We start from the raw sequence: 17122 nt of genomic DNA, 5'->3' as shown, positions 1-17122 counted from the left end.
CGATACATCCGCCAGAGGCGGACACTCGATGTGACGTATTAGTTAAGGAGTAAAGAAGGTTGAGGACTGAGGCTCTCGAAGTCCGAAGTCCGAAATCCCCCTTTAGAAGTGGGTTAGAGGGATGTTATTTATGAGTAGTTAGTACAAAGTAATAAGTACAAAGTGATGAGTGATAAGTTTGTGAGAAATGAGAAGACAGGAGAAAAGAAGTTAATGAGGGTTGAGAGCTAAGCGGTCCTCCTGAGGCGGACAGGTCTCGAAACTGTCAGTCTGAGCTTGTCGAAGACCAAGATACCCAATAACAATACGCTATCTAAAACTGAAAATAAATAAATGGTTGAAAATCGGCAGCATACGTTTGATAGCAGATAATAGCAACGATGGTTGCTATTAATCCTTTAATCACGATATTACTTTTTATAAACTGATCTAGCAACCAATCTTTTGTTTTATAGGGTAACCAATGTGTAATATATCCGATCAGCATTACAATAAAAACCACTCTATATTCCCAAAGTACTGCTAATGCATTTGTCCAATCCATATTGGTCATTATGGACTGATAAAAACGATCGATATGATCCATACTATTCCCTCTAAAATAAATTCGGGTAAAGGTGATGAAAATAAAAGTAAAGGTAATCTTCCAGATAGTCGCTAACCACGCATTAGAGTTTTCGTAAGGGCTTATTTGTCGCCAATATTTATAAGCAACAACTCCTAGACCGTTAAGTCCTCCCCAGATCACAAATTTCCAAGATGCTCCGTGCCATAACCCTCCGACCAACATGGTAATCATAATATTCACATTTCTATTAAAATGCCAGGCGATTTTAGATGAAAAAACGGTAATAACAAGTAGCCCTCCTATTATAGAAGTGGCAATAATAGCCACCCCAAAATCTGCAAATGCCAATGCTCCTAAAAATGTAAAAATAATAATAAATATATAAGAGAAAATACTTCCGTTTTGGTTCCCTCCTATTGGGATATATAGGTAATCTTTTAACCAACTGGATAGTGATATGTGCCACCGTTTCCAGAAATCTCCACAATGTATAGCTTTATAAGGTGAATTAAAGTTAACTGGTAATTTATATCCCATGAGCAATGCTAATCCAATAGCAATATCTGTGTATCCTGAGAAATCACCATAAATCTGCAATGAATATCCGAACATTGCCATAATATTAGTAAATCCAGAAAACATTTCTGGAACATCAAATACTCGATCCATAAAATTCATGGCTATAAAATCTGCAAAAAGCATCTTTTTAATCAGTCCCTTAAGAATCATAAAAGTTGCATTACCAAAATCTTCTTTGGTAATATTAATTTCTTTTCTGATCTGTGGCACAAAATCGGCTGCACGAACAATAGGACCCGCAACTAACTGAGGGAAGAAACTTACGAAAAAACCAAAATCAATAATAGAATTCAACGGTTTTATCTGTTTCCTATAAATATCAACACTATAACTTATTGTCTGGAAAGTATAAAAAGAAATTCCTACGGGTAATATAATCGTATCAACAGTAAAGTAATCTACACTTGCCCAAGTATTAGCAAACTGAGCCAGATAATTGATTACCTCATAATCTGTATTAAAAAGATTGTTATATGATTCTGTAAAGAAGTAGGCATACTTAAAATAACAAAGTGTTCCTAAATTTACGATGACACTAAAGGCAACCAGAAATTTCTTTACTATAATGGATTTGCTATGATATATTGCTTTACCCAAAAAGAAATCGTTTACGGTACTAAAAAGTAAAATCCCAATAAACAATCCACTCGTCTTATAATAAAACAATAAGCTAATGGCAAAAAGATACGCACTACGTAGGCTCTTTTTACGATATACTATTGCATACAAAAAGTAGATTACTGCAAAGAATATCCAGAAATCTGCTTGCGTAAATATCAAAGGAAAATCCTCTGAAAAAGAAAAAATATCTTTTAATCTATTCATTAATAATTTGATTCAAAACAGAATTTGGCGCTAACTGTAATTCTTTTTCCCACGAATTAGTCAATGCCTGTAATAGTAAATCTGCTTTAATTCTATATCCCAACTGTGTAAAATGTATTCTATCTCTAGGCATCAATTTATTCTGATACCAATCTTTGGAGGAATTAAAACCTCCCATTATTTCATAAAAATCCCAAACTGCCATCTTATGCTTCTTTGCCAAGTCATAGATAATCTTCTGCATCACTCTTGTTCTAGGATTTGGGTATTTCCGCTTATAATAAGAATCATTAGGTACTGTAAGTAAGACTGCACAATCAGGATTAGCTTTTTGGGCCATTAAAATAAGATTTTCATAATATTTTCTGTATTCATCTGGCTTAAAATCAGGATGGTACCCATCGTTAGTCCCAACAGAAACTATAAATAAATCCGGTTTATACAACATCAATTGATTGTCAAAATACTTACACCGATTGTAATAGTTAAAACTAGCACCATTTACCCCTATCGTCGTATATTCTACGCCTCTATTATCATTCATTAATTCCATCCCCATCATTAAAAATTCTGGGTTTTCAGGATTTCCAATCCTTTGTACACAAAACTCTAATTCTTCTAATGTTTGGGTGAGTACAAACTCAATAAAATGAGCTTCTTTATTTACTTTAGTATCTGCAATTAATCCTGATTCTTTAAAATTAATTTCATAGTCATCGCTCCAATTATCATAAAAGACTCTGATCCTATTAAAATCATATTGCTGCGCATCATACCCTCTATGATTAGCTTTGATTTTTATATTAGCAACAGAATCTTTAAAAACTGCACTAACACCTGCCATCCCCCAAGCTACACTATCTTTTTTTATGGAACAGCGATATCCTTTCCATTTCCCATCGAACTCTACATTATAATTACTTGGATTATTCGTACCAGCAATTTTATAAGGATAAATAAATCCTCGCTGTCCTTTTGCGGTCGGACTCATATGCTGTAAATATGTTCTCAATCTATTCGAATAAATATCTGCCTGAATATGTGATCCGCCAATATGAAAAATATGAACATCTTCTTCACTTCCTTTAGCAATAGTATCAAGCTTACGAAATAGCTTGGCAAAAGAAGGAGCATTTTCTACAAACTTAATCTGATTAGCTTTCCAATTCACAAAAGGATATTTATTCTGAATTGTATCCAACACATAATCCTGAGCCATTATGGAAGAACTCACTAAGAACAAACAAAATAATACTATTTTATGTTTCATCATTTGGTTCTTCTTTTAGGTCAAGGTATAACGCTGTAAAAAATAATTCCGAAATAATTTTGGTTCCTTTCCAGGTAAAATGCATATAATCGTTAGCAGTAAGCTTTTCTTCTACCCAAAACGGCATAGATCCTTTTCCTCCCATAGCATCATACATACTCCAATACGCAACATTATTCTGAGAACAAGTTTCCATTAGTTTAGCATTAAGATATGGTAGTAAAGGATATGTTTCCATCTTACCATTTACAGGAAGACACATATCTGTAGGCCCGATAAATATAAAGCTTACATTTTTAGTTCTACGTCTTAACCAGTTTATTTGATTGACGATAGATTTAGCATAATTATCCACTTTTGTAGAATCCTTAAGATACGGCATTGTATTTCCTCCATACTGCATGATGATGATCTTAGGTTTTAAATTCCTCGTCATCTGCCCATAGATAGCAGCATTTGTACTAGAAAAAATCGTCCCCGAAGAACCTCGCATAGCCACATTATCCATCTGCACTCTTGATCCTCCATCTAAGGTTACTCCATAAAAATCAGCACTTATTTTTCCTTCTAATTCAATTTTTAAATTACTAGGAGTGGTATTGGTTTTTATCTTGTATTTATGATATTTCCCATCGGGAATCAAACTATCTTGTTGTATTAACTTTCCTTCATTATAGACGGAAATTTTTATTGGAAAATTACAATTACCATAGTGCAATCCTATATTCGTAAATCTTCTGAATTTAGCATATGCTTTTTTAGATTTACCAATGGTTACAGAAGCCTTTACTACGGGTAACGAATCTAATGTAATACTGTCCGGAAGTGTCTTTTTATGTTCTGTAAATCTAGAAACAGACATATATGCACCGTACTTTCTATGCTTAAATTTTTTCTGTGTAGGATCAAATCTTGCATATCTAAACCAGTTTTCACTTGGCTTTACTATCGCTGCAATTTGTTTATATACTGGTTTCACAGGAATAAACCCAGGACCACTCCCACCATACATCCCCTGTAATCTATTTCTAACGTACCCTGTAATCCTATCTCCTTCAATCTGAGAATCTCCGTAATGAATAATTCTACAAGATCTAGAAGATAATTTAGCTTTTAATTCTTCGGCAAAATTAGGGTTATCAGCAGGATATCTGATTCTTTCAATTCTTGTGGTATCAATTTTGGAAAAATCAGGCCTCTGAAGACTATCTTTTTTGGCAACCCCATCAGCAGTTAGGGTTTCTGGTTCTATATCCGCTTCATCCGCTACGGGTATAACTGTTTCAGTAACTTTAAGAATATCTTGTTTCCTGATAAGTGATGAGTCTTGTTCTAAGGCTAAGAAAGTTTTGTATGTAGGGTACTTAACAGAAATTCCTTCGTAAGAGAAACCATCTTCTTGTATTTGCTCTTTTTGGATTCCTCCTTTTTCGCTTAAAAACATTAACCCAAATAATCCACCCAATACGAGTATCAAAAACAAGGATATTTGAATAGGTTTGATTTTCAAAGTTATCGGGGGCTATTGATTTTTGTAAAAATAGAAAGTTTTTGCGAAATGCAAAGAAATTATTAGCCTATAGTAAAGAAAAGATATAGCACATTTTACTTTATATAAAAAAAGCTGCAATGTTTCCATTGCAGCGTATAATTAAACTATAGCGTTTTATTTATGCAAATATTGGGCCTCCACCACCACCGGATCCACCACCGCACTGGCTAGCATTGTGAATAATTGCTGGGTAATTCAGAAGACAATACTGACTTGCTCCTGATGGTTGTCTAGCGGTAGTTCCTGGACAGTTGCAGTTTAATCTACAGGGGCCCAAATGAAAGAATGGGTAGCAATTGCCTCGTGACGATCCACCACCATTAATTGTTTCTTGTTCTTTTTTAGTAATTGCCTGAGCCCCGTTTAGTTTTAAGAGATTTTTAAACATAATAAAAAATGAATTAATATTAATATTCCTTGAACTATTATAAAGGCAATCAAGGTTTTGCCTCTGTAAGGAATAGTTTTAATAGATGGTTAAACTATTAATCAAAATGAAATTCCTTATACTTAAAGATAGTATAATTTAGGGAAAAATCAACCTCTATCAAGAAACATAACATTTCATTATTATAATGAAGACATTAACTTCTTTACATCGTTTACTACTTCCCGATACTTATTTTGGTTAGGTTTCGACATATTTTGGGATTCTAATATGACCTCTTCTAAAATATCTTTAGCTTCTGAAATTTTTCCTTTCTCAACAAAAAATTGAGCCAAAGTATAGCGCTCTTCATAATTAGAATACCGTTGATCAATTGGTCTTAGGTTTTCTTCTGCCTCTTCAGATCTTCCTTTTTCTTCTAACGCCAAACCATAAAGAAACTGACTTCTAGTACCTCTAAAATCTGATCTAGAGTTTATTTTCTCTGCACAAAAAATCACTTTATCGAATTGACTTGTTTTATAACACCCTTCGAGTATTTTTTTAACAACACCAGCATCCTGATCATAATTACCCTTTACAGCTATTTCGTATTCTCCTATACCTGCGTTATAGTCACCGATTTCATAGAACGCATCTCCAAGATGCACTCGATTCTGAAAGGTGTCTGCAAATTCTACTTGCTTTCTAAGATCGTTTACTTTCTTAGTAGGATTAATCACACTTACAATCTCATTTTGAACCACATCAAGATCTTTTTTATTAAAAACCTGGGTGACTAAATAGATAATACTACCGACAACCGGTAAAAATAAAATCAAAAAGTACCAATAATGCTCATTTCTATTCTTGATAGCGTGATAAATACAAAATGCTTGTAAAGCGATAATTAAAAAATATAGCATTCGGTAAAAGTAATGAAACTCAAGTATTTTACACTAGCATTTCCAAAAGCCTTGATATTAATATATATACAAAATGGAACCGCTTATCTAAACTGATCAGGATATAATTATTGACAAAATTAACCACCAAACGAGTCTATTTAACTGTTAAAGTTATTAACAAAAAATAATTATCTATCTTTACGCTGTAAATATTTAATAACCTTAGAGTCATAATAGTAGACATCCTTATATAAATAAGCCCCTATCTACATTGTTAATAACTTTTAAACACGTTGTTAATAACTCAAAAAGGTGTATTTAAAATACTTAGAAAGTGAAAAAAATTATACTTGTAATTGCAATATTCTTTATTGCACATACTAGCAATGGTCAATGTTCCACAGAAAATATTGATGAAACTCTTGTTGGCGTAACTAATGGTGCAATTGATGGTTCAACTGGCCAAAGTTTTACACCTACTTGTAACGGAATTTTAAACACTATTGGCGTTCCAGCACTAAACAATAGTGTAAATGCAACAGTCACTATACGCAGTGGTGAAGGTTATGGCGGATCTGTTTTGGGAACTTTACTTAATCAAACTACATCTCCTTCAACAGATTTTGCAAACGACTATTCCGTATTTGATTTTTCTTCATTAAACATAATTCTAATAGCTGGACAGCAATACACATTCGATATATCCAGTACCGCACTTATCGTGTTCGATGATGAGACTGATCCTGATTATCCAAATGGACAACGCTATTCTGCAGGAACTGCTCAACCCGGAACTGATTTATTATTCTCATTGGATCTTACTGCTATTCCATGTACTGATCCAGATGTACCGATGGTAACTTTTGCTCCATCAACAATTTGTGACGGCAATAATGCCACACTTACAATTTCCGGAAATCTTAACGATGCAACAGCATGGCACATATATACAGGATCTTGTGGTGGTACAGAAATAGGAACTACAACATCTACTACTTTTGTAGTAACAGCATCTGCACCAAGTACTACCTATTTTGTTAGAGGAGAAGGTGGTTTATGTGTGATTCCTGGTTCCTGTGGAAACGTTAATGTTAATGTTACTGCAAATGATATTGTTGCATTCACAACTCCTGCAGATTTATGTTTAGATGCCGGCATACAAAACGGATTAAGTGGTGGAACTCCTACAGGAGGAACGTATACCGGACCTGGTATAACGGATGATGGCAATGGAACAACCTATTCTTTTGATCCTGCAACTGCTGGTGTAGGCACACACACAATAACATATACAAGCTCCGGTACTTGCAATGATAGTGTTAGTGATACGATAGAAGTATTTGACTTACCAACCGTAACATTTACAGCTCCTGCCGATCTGTGTGTTGATGCAGGTATACAAACTGGATTAAGCGGCGGAACTGCAACTGGTGGTGTATATTCTGGAACTGGAGTGACTGATAATAGTAATGGAATGACTTTCTCTTTTAATCCTGCAACTGCTGGTGTAGGTATTCATACCATAACATACAGCTTTACGAATGCTAATGGATGTGCTAATTCAGCATCTGATACGATAGAAGTATTTGATCTTCCAACAGTAACATTTACAGCTCCTGCTGATCTGTGTATTGACGCAGGTACACAATCAGGATTAAGCGGTGGAACTGCAACTGGTGGTGTATATTCTGGAACTGGAGTTATGGACAATGGTAACGGAATGACATTCTCTTTTGATCCTGCAACTGCTGGTGTGGGTATCCATACAATAACATATAGTTTTACGGATGCTAATGGATGTGATAATTCAGCATCCGATACGATAGAAGTATTTGACTTACCAACCGTAACATTTACAGCTCCTGCCGATCTGTGTGTTGATGCAGGTATACAAACTGGATTAAGCGGCGGAACTGCAACTGGTGGTGTATATTCTGGAACTGGAGTTACTGACAATGGTAACGGAATGACTTTTTCTTTTGATCCTACAACTGCTGGTGTAGGTGTTCATACAATAACATACAGCTTTACGGATGCTAATGGATGTGCTAATTCAGCATCTGATACGATAGAAGTATTTGATGTACCAACAGTAACATTTACAGCTCCTGCTGATCTGTGTATTGACGCAGGTATACAAACTGGATTAAGCGGTGGAACTGCAACGGGCGGTGTATATTCAGGCCCTGGAGTTACTGATAATGGTAACGGAATGACTTTTTCTTTTGATCCTGCAACTGCTGGTGTGGGTATACATACCATAACATATAGTTTTACGGATGCTAATGGATGTGATAATTCAGCATCTGATACTATAGAAGTATTTGATGTACCAACAGTAACATTTACAGCTCCTGCAGATCTGTGTATTGACGCAGGTACACAATCAGGATTAAGCGGTGGAACTGCAACTGGTGGTATATATTCAGGAACTGGAGTTACCGACGATGGTAACGGAATGACTTTCTCTTTTGATCCTGCAACTGCTGATGTGGGTGTTCATACAATAACATATAACTTTACAAATGCTAATGGATGTGCTAATTCAGCATCTGATACGATAGAAGTATTTGATGTACCAACAGTAACATTTACTGCTCCTGCAGATCTGTGTATTGATGCAGGTATACAAACTGGATTAAGCGGCGGAAATGCAACTGGCGGTGTATATTCAGGAACTGGAGTGACAGACAATAGTAATGGAATAACTTTTTCTTTTGATCCTGTAACTGCTGGTGTAGGTGTTCATACAATAACATACAGCTTTACGGATACTAATGGATGTGATAATTCAGCATCTGATACGATAGAAGTATTTGATGTACCAACAGTAACGTTTACGGTTCCTGCTGATCTGTGTATTGACGCAGGTATACAAACTGGATTAAGCGGTGGAACTGCAACGGGTGGTATATATTCAGGAGCTGGAGTTACAGATGATGGCAACGGAATGACATTCTCTTTTGATCCAGTAGTAGCTGGTGTGGGTATTCAAACAATAACATACAGCCTTACGGATGCTAATGGATGTGCTAATTCAGCATCTGATACTATAGAAGTATTTGATCTTCCAACAGTAACATTTACTGCTCCTGCGGATCTGTGTATTGACGCAGGTACACAATCAGGATTAAACGGTGGAACTGCAACGGGCGGCGTATATTCAGGAACTGGAGTTACAGATGATGGCAACGGAATGACATTTTCTTTTGATCCTGCAACTGCTGGAGTCGGTATTCATACAATAACATATAACCTTACTGACGCTAATGGATGTGCTAATGCTGCTTCGGATAACATCGAAGTATTTGACTTACCAGATACTTCAGTAGACGATTCTTCTGCGCCTACTTTTACCGCTACTACAAATGGAGGATTCTATCAATGGATTAACTGTGATACGGATACACCTATTATTGGAGAAAACAACCAATCTTTTACTGCTACTGAAAATGGTAATTACGGGGTAGAAATAACAATAAATGGGTGCATGGAAAGATCTTCTTGTTTTGCTGTTGCAACTCTTAGTACGGAAGAGGAAGAACTTACGATTGATCAGTTACGTGTATATCCTATTCCTACAAAAAGTTTAATTAATATTTCAATTCCCATAAAAAAGGTGATGGTATATAATATAATAGGTAAGAAAGTGTTCGAAACACTTAATAATCCTTTTGATATTTCCGAATTAAGTTCTGGAGTATATTTTATTAATATTGAAGGTGAAAAAGGAAATATTATAAAACGAATTATTAAAGAATAGCATCTTATTAAATTAAAACAAAAGCCTCTTAGTTTTCTAAGAGGCTTTTGTTTTAATAGGTGAAAAAATATTATTTCAAGGTTATCACCAAATCATCTGCTTCTACCATCGTGCCAGATTTAAGAACTATTTTTTTAACAGTCGCATCTTCATTAGCAGTAATAGTAGTTTCCATTTTCATAGCTTCTATAATAAACAATGGATCGTTCTTCTTTATTTCCTGACCAGTCTTTACCAATACAGAGGATAAGGATCCTTGCAATGGAGCTCCTATCTGCTTAGTATCTGATTTATCTACTTTTGCGTGTACAACTTTATCTACTTTAATAGAGTTATCTTTAATCTCTACGTTTCTTGTCTGACCATTTACTTTAAAGAATATGGTTACCATCCCATCATCATGAGGCTCTCCGATTGAGATTAGTTCGATCAATAAGATTTTACCTTTATCTAATTCTATGATAATCTCTTCCCCAGGAGTCATTCCGTAAAAGAAGTTTTTAGTCGGAATATTCATGACATTTCCGTACTTAAGATGGTGATTATATGCTCCGGTAAACACCTTTGGGTATAACTTATATGAAAGAAAATCTGTAATATCCAGTTCTCTACCCATTCCTTTCTTAAAGATTTTCACAAAATCTTTAAACTCTGTTTCAAAATCTACTGGTTCCAGATGTGCATTTGGTCTATTGGTAAATGGCTTCTGATCTTTTAGTATTGATTTTTGAAGATCTTTCGGAAATCCTCCTTCGGGTTGTCCTAATTCTCCTTTGAACAGATTAACTACAGATTGCGGAAAAGAAATAGTTTCTCCTCGTTCTTTTACATCTGCTATCGTTAGATTATTACTTACCAGATATTGCGCCATATCCCCAACCACTTTAGAACTTGGTGTTACCTTCACAATATCACCAAACAATGTATTGACTTCACCATACATCTTAGTTATCTCATGAAAACGATCAGCCAATCCTAATCCTTGTGCTTGTGGTTTCAAATTAGAATACTGCCCTCCCGGAATTTCGTGTTGATATACTTCTCCTGTTCCTGCCTTCAGACCAGATTCGAAAACATAATAATATTCGCGAACGGCTTCCCAATAATTAGAATATTCATTTAGCTTTGTCATGTCCATTGAATTTTCTCGGTCATGAAACCTAAGCATTTCCATAATTGCGTTAAAATTAGGTTGTGCAGTTAATCCGGAAAGTCCTCCTAAAGCAACATCCACGACATCTACTCCTGCTTCGATAGCCTTTAAATAGGTTGCCGATTGCACAGAAGATGTGTCGTGAGTATGTAAATGAATAGGAATATTAATTTCAGATTTTAATGCTGAAACTAACTCATAAGCTGCGTATGGTTTTAATAAACCTGCCATATCTTTAATTCCTAATATATGCGCACCCGCATTCTCAATATCCTTTGCCAATTGCACGTAATACTCCAAGGTATATTTAGTTCTCTTGGGATCTAAGATATCTCCGGTGTAACATAAAGAACCTTCAGCCAAACCTTGTGTTCTAGTTCTCACATGTTCTATACATGGAGCAATAGATTTCATCCAATTTAATGAATCAAAAATTCTGAAAACATCTACTCCATTCTCCCAAGATTGCTCGACAAACTTTCCTATCAAATTATCAGGATAAGCAGTATATCCTACTCCATTAGATCCTCGAATTAACATCTGTAATAGGAGATTAGGCATTGCTTTTCTTAAAGCTCGAAGGCGTTCCCAGGGATTTTCTCTTAAAAACCTAAGGCAAACATCAAAAGTTGCTCCACCCCAAACTTCCATACTAAAAACTTCTGGATGGTTTTTAGCAAATCCTTCTGCCACTTTTTGCATATCATAAGTACGCATTCTAGTAGCCAATAAACTCTGATGCGCATCTCGCATCGTGGTATCTGTAAAATGAACTTTCTTTTCATTTTTTAACCAAGCTGCAAACTTCTCAGGTCCCAATTCCGTTAATAAATCTTTGGTCCCTTTTTTATATCCGTTCGTTTGATCAAATTCCGGAACCTTAGGAAGAACAAAAGTTTTTGTTGGATCCACTGTCTTTACATCAGGATTACCATTTACGATAATATCTCCTAAAAAATTAGCTAGTTTGGTAGCTCTATTTCGAGATTCTTTAATCGCGAATAACGTTTTTGTATCTCTTATAAAATTAACCGTAACTGCTCCTTTTCTAAAAGTGTCATGTTGCAGAATATTATCTAAAAATGGCATGTTTGTTCTTACACCACGAATCCTAAATTCTGAAAGCGCTCTGCGCATTTTTCTACATGCTCCATCTAAGGTTCTACTATTCGCAGAAACCTTTACAAGCATAGAATCAAAAAATGGCGAAATCGTCACTCCTTGATACACACTCCCTGCATCTAATCGAATACCAAATCCTGAAGCACTTCTATAGGTGGTAATAGTTCCGTAATCAGGTTTAAAGTCATTTTCGGGATCTTCGGTTGTGATCCTACATTGTACCGCATATCCATTTACTTTCAGGTTCTCTTGGCTTTCTATTTTGATCTGTTTATCAGATAACTTATAACCACCTGCAATAAAAATTTGAGCTTTGATCAAATCAATACCCGTTACTATTTCGGTAACTGTATGTTCTACTTGTACTCTAGGATTTACTTCTATAAAATAAATACTACCATCATCATCCACCAAGAACTCTACAGTACCTATATTATTATAATCTACCGCTTTACATATGGTTAAAGCATAATGATATAGGTTATCTAAAATTTCTTGTTCAACTCCATAAGAAGGAGCATACTCAATCACTTTTTGATAACGGCGCTGCACAGAACAATCACGCTCGAAAAGGTGTACCATATTACCATGATGATCGGCAACAATCTGTATTTCTATATGTTTGGGATTTTCTACGAACTTTTCTAGAAAAACGGTATCATCTCCAAAAGCATTTAAGGCTTCTCTTTGGGATTCTGGATACGCTTTTTCTAATTCTTCTACACTACGGATTACACGCATTCCTCGTCCTCCACCACCAGAAGCAGCTTTAAGCATCACTGGAAATCCAATCCGTTTTGCTTCTTTGATTGCTACCTTTACATCTGTAAGATCCTCTTTATTACTTTGGATAATAGGAATATCGTTAGCAATAGCGACTTCCTTAGCCATGATCTTATCACCTAATGAACGAAGTACTGTTACTTTAGGTCCAATAAAAATAATATCATTCTCCTCACATCTTTGTGCAAAATCAGCATTTTCCGAAAGGAATCCATATCCCGGATGTATTGCGTCTACGTTGTTCTTTTTTGCAACCTTAATGATCGCTTCAATATTTAAATACGGTTTTAATGGCTCATTATCTGCTCCTATTTGGTAAGCCTCATCTGCTTTATATCGGTGTAAAGAATATCTATCTTCATAGGTATAAACTCCTACGGTTTGTAAACCTATCTCCGTACAAGCTCTAAAAATTCGAATAGCTATTTCCCCTCGATTGGCAACTAAAACCTTTTTGATTTGCATGATAATAATTTTGTGTTTAAATAATATTTAGCGAACATTCGCTGCGAAGATATTGATTAGAAAGAATACTTCCAATACATTTTAATCAGAATAAATCAAATAATTAATTTTTATAGTAATAATTAACTAATTCTTCTACAGTGTTATCTAGAATACTTTTATGGATTCCAATTAAAAAAAATGTAGAAATTATTTCTGAATTTTATTGTAGTAAGCTTTCTCTGTTACTTCCGACCATTTTGAGATTCTATTTTGAAAATTGGAATAACTCTCATATACTTCCTTAGACAAAGCGTCATCTCCTATCATTTCCTGTATTGCTTCATCTGTAAAACCCCTTAATGCATCAAGCGTTTCTTTAGAAAATTCTCTGATCTCTACTCCTTCTTCATTCATCAACTTATCAAGATAAATACCGTTTTGTTTATCAAACTCCGATAACACCCAAACTTGAGCTCGTTTAGAAGCAGCTTGCAAAACAGCCTGTAGATGTGGCGGTAAGCCATCATGAAGGTTTTTATTAATAAAAAACTCTAACTGAGAACCCGTTTCATGCCAACCTGGTGTATAATAATATTTCGAAATTTTATGGAATCCCATTTTATAATCATGATATGGGCCAATCCATTCTGTTGCATCAATAACACCACGCTCTAAACTTGTATAAATTTCACTACCTGCAACCAAAACTGCAGCTCCACCTGCTTTTTCTAATACTTTACCTCCAATTCCAGGCAAACGCATTTTTAGTCCTTTAAAATCTTCTATTGAATTAATTTCCCGGTTAAACCATCCTCCCATCTGCACTCCCGTATTCCCTCCCATATAAGGCACCAAATTAAATTTCGCGTAGGTCTTTTTCCAAAGCTCATAGCCACCGCCTACTTCTAACCAGGAAGTAATTTGCTGACTATTCATACCAAAAGGCACTGCTGCAAAGAATTGCGCTGCCGGAGTTTTTCCTGCCCAATAATATGCAGCTCCGCATCCCATCTCAATAGTTCCCTGAGAAACCGCATCAAACGCTTCTAGCGGTGGTACTAATTCTCCACCTCCATACACTTTAATTTTAATCTGTCCATTAGAGAGTTCATCAACCCATTCTGCATACTTCTCAGCTACTTCACCAACTACCGGAAAATTAGGTGGCCAGGTTGTTGTCATTTTCCAATGAAATACTTTATTTGGTTTTGTTACATCATAAGACGCCGGATTATTCATACTTGCCGGAGGCTCTCCTAAACAGGATAAAAAAAATGAACTAATTAATAATAATACGAATAACCTTTTCATCCTACATATTTGGAATAGTTGTATTAAAATAGAGTTCATTTTTTTGATTTTCATTACGCTTTCAATTTATAATTATTCCTAATTAAATACTATTTCTTATTACAAAAATTCTCAAAAAACCTCAGCTTTCTGAAAAATAACACGTCCTTATTTCAATAAAAAAGTCATTTGGATCCTAATGAAAAATAACGAAGTGTTCTCTTCAGTTTTATATTAATTTTAATATTTAAAAACTCGATAGGGAATGAAGTTTGATCATTAGACAATGATCATTATTATACTTAAAATTAATAATTATAGAATATATACCAACATATACCCATCTAACTCCCCACTTAAAATGTATTTATTCAAAAAAAAACGTACGCCATTACTTACAAAAAGAGATGAATTGTATAAAACCATTATTTCTAAACTCCCTATTCAAAATCGCATAGATTATTGCGAATCTCTAATTTGTAGAATTCAGCTTGACTTGTTGAAATCAGAATGTAGGATACAAAAGAGAAAATTTAAAAAAATATTAAAAGCTGCCAAAACTGAAATAAACAACCTAAAAAAACTTTAATTATGACTTAAAAACACTTACTGGCTCTTCAAGTTACTTCGAATTAAAGATAATCTCAGGAAAAAATATTACTAGGCTTACAATGATTAACTGAATCACAATAAAAGGAATAATCCCTCGATATATCTGACTAGTTTTAACTGTTTCTGGAGCAACTCCTTTTAGATAAAACAATGCAAATCCAAATGGTGGTGTAAGAAATGACGTTTGTAGATTCAATGCCATCAAAATTCCTACCCAAAGCATATTCATATCAAAAGCATTAAAAATCGGAGTTACTACAGGAACTATTATGAATATAATCTCAATGAAATCAATAAAGAACCCTGCAATGAAAATTACCAGCATTACTAATAACAGAAACATTAAAGGAGTTAATTGAGAAGACATAATTAATTCCTGAAGATATTGATCTCCTCCTAATGTTCTAAATACTAACGTAAAAGTCGTTGCGCCTAACAAAATAAAAAAAACCATGGAGGTTAATTTTGTGGTTTCTTGTGCAACTTCTTTTAGGATTTTAAAAGAGAACTTTTTCTGAACAATGGTTAAGGCAGTTGCCCCCAATGCCCCAATTGCAGAGGCCTCTGTTGGAGAAGCGACTCCTGTAAAAATCGAACCCAAAACAATTACTATCAGCAAGACAGGTAACAAGAGTACCTTAAGTACCTTAGGGATGAAATTATCTTCTCTAAATGCTGCAATTTCTTCAGCTGGAATACTTGGCGCATCCTCTTTATGAATAAATGATTTTATCAAAATGTAAACTATATACAATCCAACTAAAATCAACCCAGGAAACAAAGCCGCAGAAAACAATGTTCCAACATCTACCGATGCAGCTCCTCTTGACGAACTATTGATCGTATCTGCTAATAATACTAAAACAATGGAAGGTGGAATAATCTGACCCAAAGTTCCTGAAGATGCAATTACTCCTACCGCTAACTCCGTTTTGTATCCTCGTTTTAGCATTGTAGGCAAACTAATTAATCCCATAGTTACTACAGTTGCTCCCACGATGCCTGTTGAAGCAGCCAATAAAGCTCCAACAATCACTACAGAAATTGCCAGACCACCTCGTATTCGTCCAAACATCATGGCCATAGTTTCTAATAAACTTTGTGCAAGTCCCGATTTCTCCAACATAATCCCCATAAAGATAAACAAGGGCACTGCCATCAAAACATAGTTATTAACCACTCCCATAATCCGAGCAGGTAATAAATAGAAAGTAGACATAGAAAAGTATTCTGGTGCGAAAATCGAAACTCCAAAAGCAAAAGCAACAGAAATACCTCCTAACGTAAAAGCTACCGGATACCCTTTCAGGATTAAGATAAAGATAATTACGAATAAAATAATTGCTAAAAACTCCATTAATTATCTTTATTAAAAATGATCTGAATTGATTTTAGCATCTGAGAAATCCCTTGAAACAGTAAAAATACAAAACCTAAAGTGATACAAAACTTAAGCACATATAAAGCTGGCAACCCTCCTGTTTGCGCAGAAGATTCTCTTATCATAAAAGACGACAATCCGTAATACCAAGAAGACACAATCACTACATAACACCAAGGGATCAATAAACAAGCACCTCCTAACAAATCGATCCAGGCTTTGCCTTTTTCTGACATCTTGGTATAAAAAACATCTACTCTCACATGTTTTCCATACTTAAAAGTGTATCCAGAACCAACCAGAAACAAGATTCCGAATAGATAAATCTCTGTCTCAATCATCCAAATAAACGTAAACTGAAACACATATCGTATGATAACATCTAATCCTATAAGAAGTGCTAAAAGAACAGCAACCCAACTTACCAGAGTTCCCATTTTCTCACCAATCCAATCGAGAAAGTTTATGATTTTTTGCATCTAATGATTTGTGATATCTGTCT

The 17122-nt window shown here is 35.0% G+C and carries 10 protein-coding genes; 1 reads left to right on the top strand and 9 read right to left on the bottom strand.

The window, feature by feature from the left end:
* Positions 1–313: 313 nt before the first annotated feature.
* From D1818_RS20950 to D1818_RS20930, 5 genes are all read right to left on the bottom strand, one after another.
* Positions 314–1972: an MBOAT family protein gene (locus tag D1818_RS20950; protein ID WP_118461479.1), complete on the bottom strand. Its 1659-nt coding sequence runs from the start codon at positions 1970–1972 to the stop codon at positions 314–316.
* Positions 1965–3245: a GDSL-type esterase/lipase family protein gene (locus tag D1818_RS20945; protein WP_118461477.1), complete on the bottom strand. Its 1281-nt coding sequence runs from the start codon at positions 3243–3245 to the stop codon at positions 1965–1967. The genes D1818_RS20950 and D1818_RS20945 overlap by 8 nt, the downstream gene beginning before the upstream one ends.
* On the bottom strand, positions 3232–4719 hold the full coding sequence (locus D1818_RS20940) for a lipase (protein WP_147406179.1): 1488 nt from the start codon (positions 4717–4719) through the stop codon (positions 3232–3234). Before D1818_RS20940 ends, D1818_RS20945 begins: the two co-directional genes overlap by 14 nt.
* Before the next feature lie 193 nt (positions 4720–4912).
* Entirely contained in the window at positions 4913–5182 is a 270-nt protein-coding gene (locus tag D1818_RS20935) for a hypothetical protein (protein WP_118461473.1), read from the bottom strand.
* Positions 5183–5364: 182 nt separating this feature from the next.
* Entirely contained in the window at positions 5365–6087 is a 723-nt protein-coding gene (locus D1818_RS20930) for a hypothetical protein (RefSeq protein ID WP_118461471.1), read from the bottom strand.
* Positions 6088–6403: 316 nt separating this feature from the next.
* Here D1818_RS20930 and D1818_RS20925 point away from each other — a divergent pair, with 316 nt between their 5' ends.
* A complete protein-coding gene (locus D1818_RS20925; protein WP_118461469.1) occupies positions 6404–9832 on the top strand; it encodes a T9SS type A sorting domain-containing protein in 3429 nt (1142 codons plus the stop codon).
* Between the two features lie 70 nt (positions 9833–9902).
* Here D1818_RS20925 and D1818_RS20920 read toward each other — a convergent pair whose 3' ends face one another.
* The 4 genes from D1818_RS20920 to D1818_RS20900 form a co-directional block, all read right to left on the bottom strand.
* Positions 9903–13355, bottom strand: coding sequence for a pyruvate carboxylase (locus tag D1818_RS20920; RefSeq protein WP_118461466.1), 3453 nt, complete (start codon positions 13353–13355; stop codon positions 9903–9905).
* Positions 13356–13544: 189 nt separating this feature from the next.
* A complete protein-coding gene (locus tag D1818_RS20915; RefSeq protein ID WP_118461464.1) occupies positions 13545–14648 on the bottom strand; it encodes a TRAP transporter substrate-binding protein in 1104 nt (367 codons plus the stop codon).
* Between the two features lie 601 nt (positions 14649–15249).
* Entirely contained in the window at positions 15250–16596 is a 1347-nt protein-coding gene (locus tag D1818_RS20905; RefSeq protein ID WP_118461460.1) for a TRAP transporter large permease subunit, read from the bottom strand.
* Positions 16596–17099, bottom strand: coding sequence for a TRAP transporter small permease subunit (locus D1818_RS20900; protein WP_118461458.1), 504 nt, complete (start codon positions 17097–17099; stop codon positions 16596–16598). Before D1818_RS20900 ends, D1818_RS20905 begins: the two co-directional genes overlap by 1 nt.
* Between the last annotated feature and the right edge of the window lie 23 nt (positions 17100–17122).

The sequence above is a fragment of the Aquimarina sp. BL5 genome, from assembly GCF_003443675.1.
Classification (GTDB): Bacteria; Bacteroidota; Bacteroidia; order Flavobacteriales; family Flavobacteriaceae; genus Aquimarina.
The sequence above is the reverse complement of the archived record's forward strand: the minus strand, read 5'-3'. Positions and strand labels throughout refer to the sequence as shown.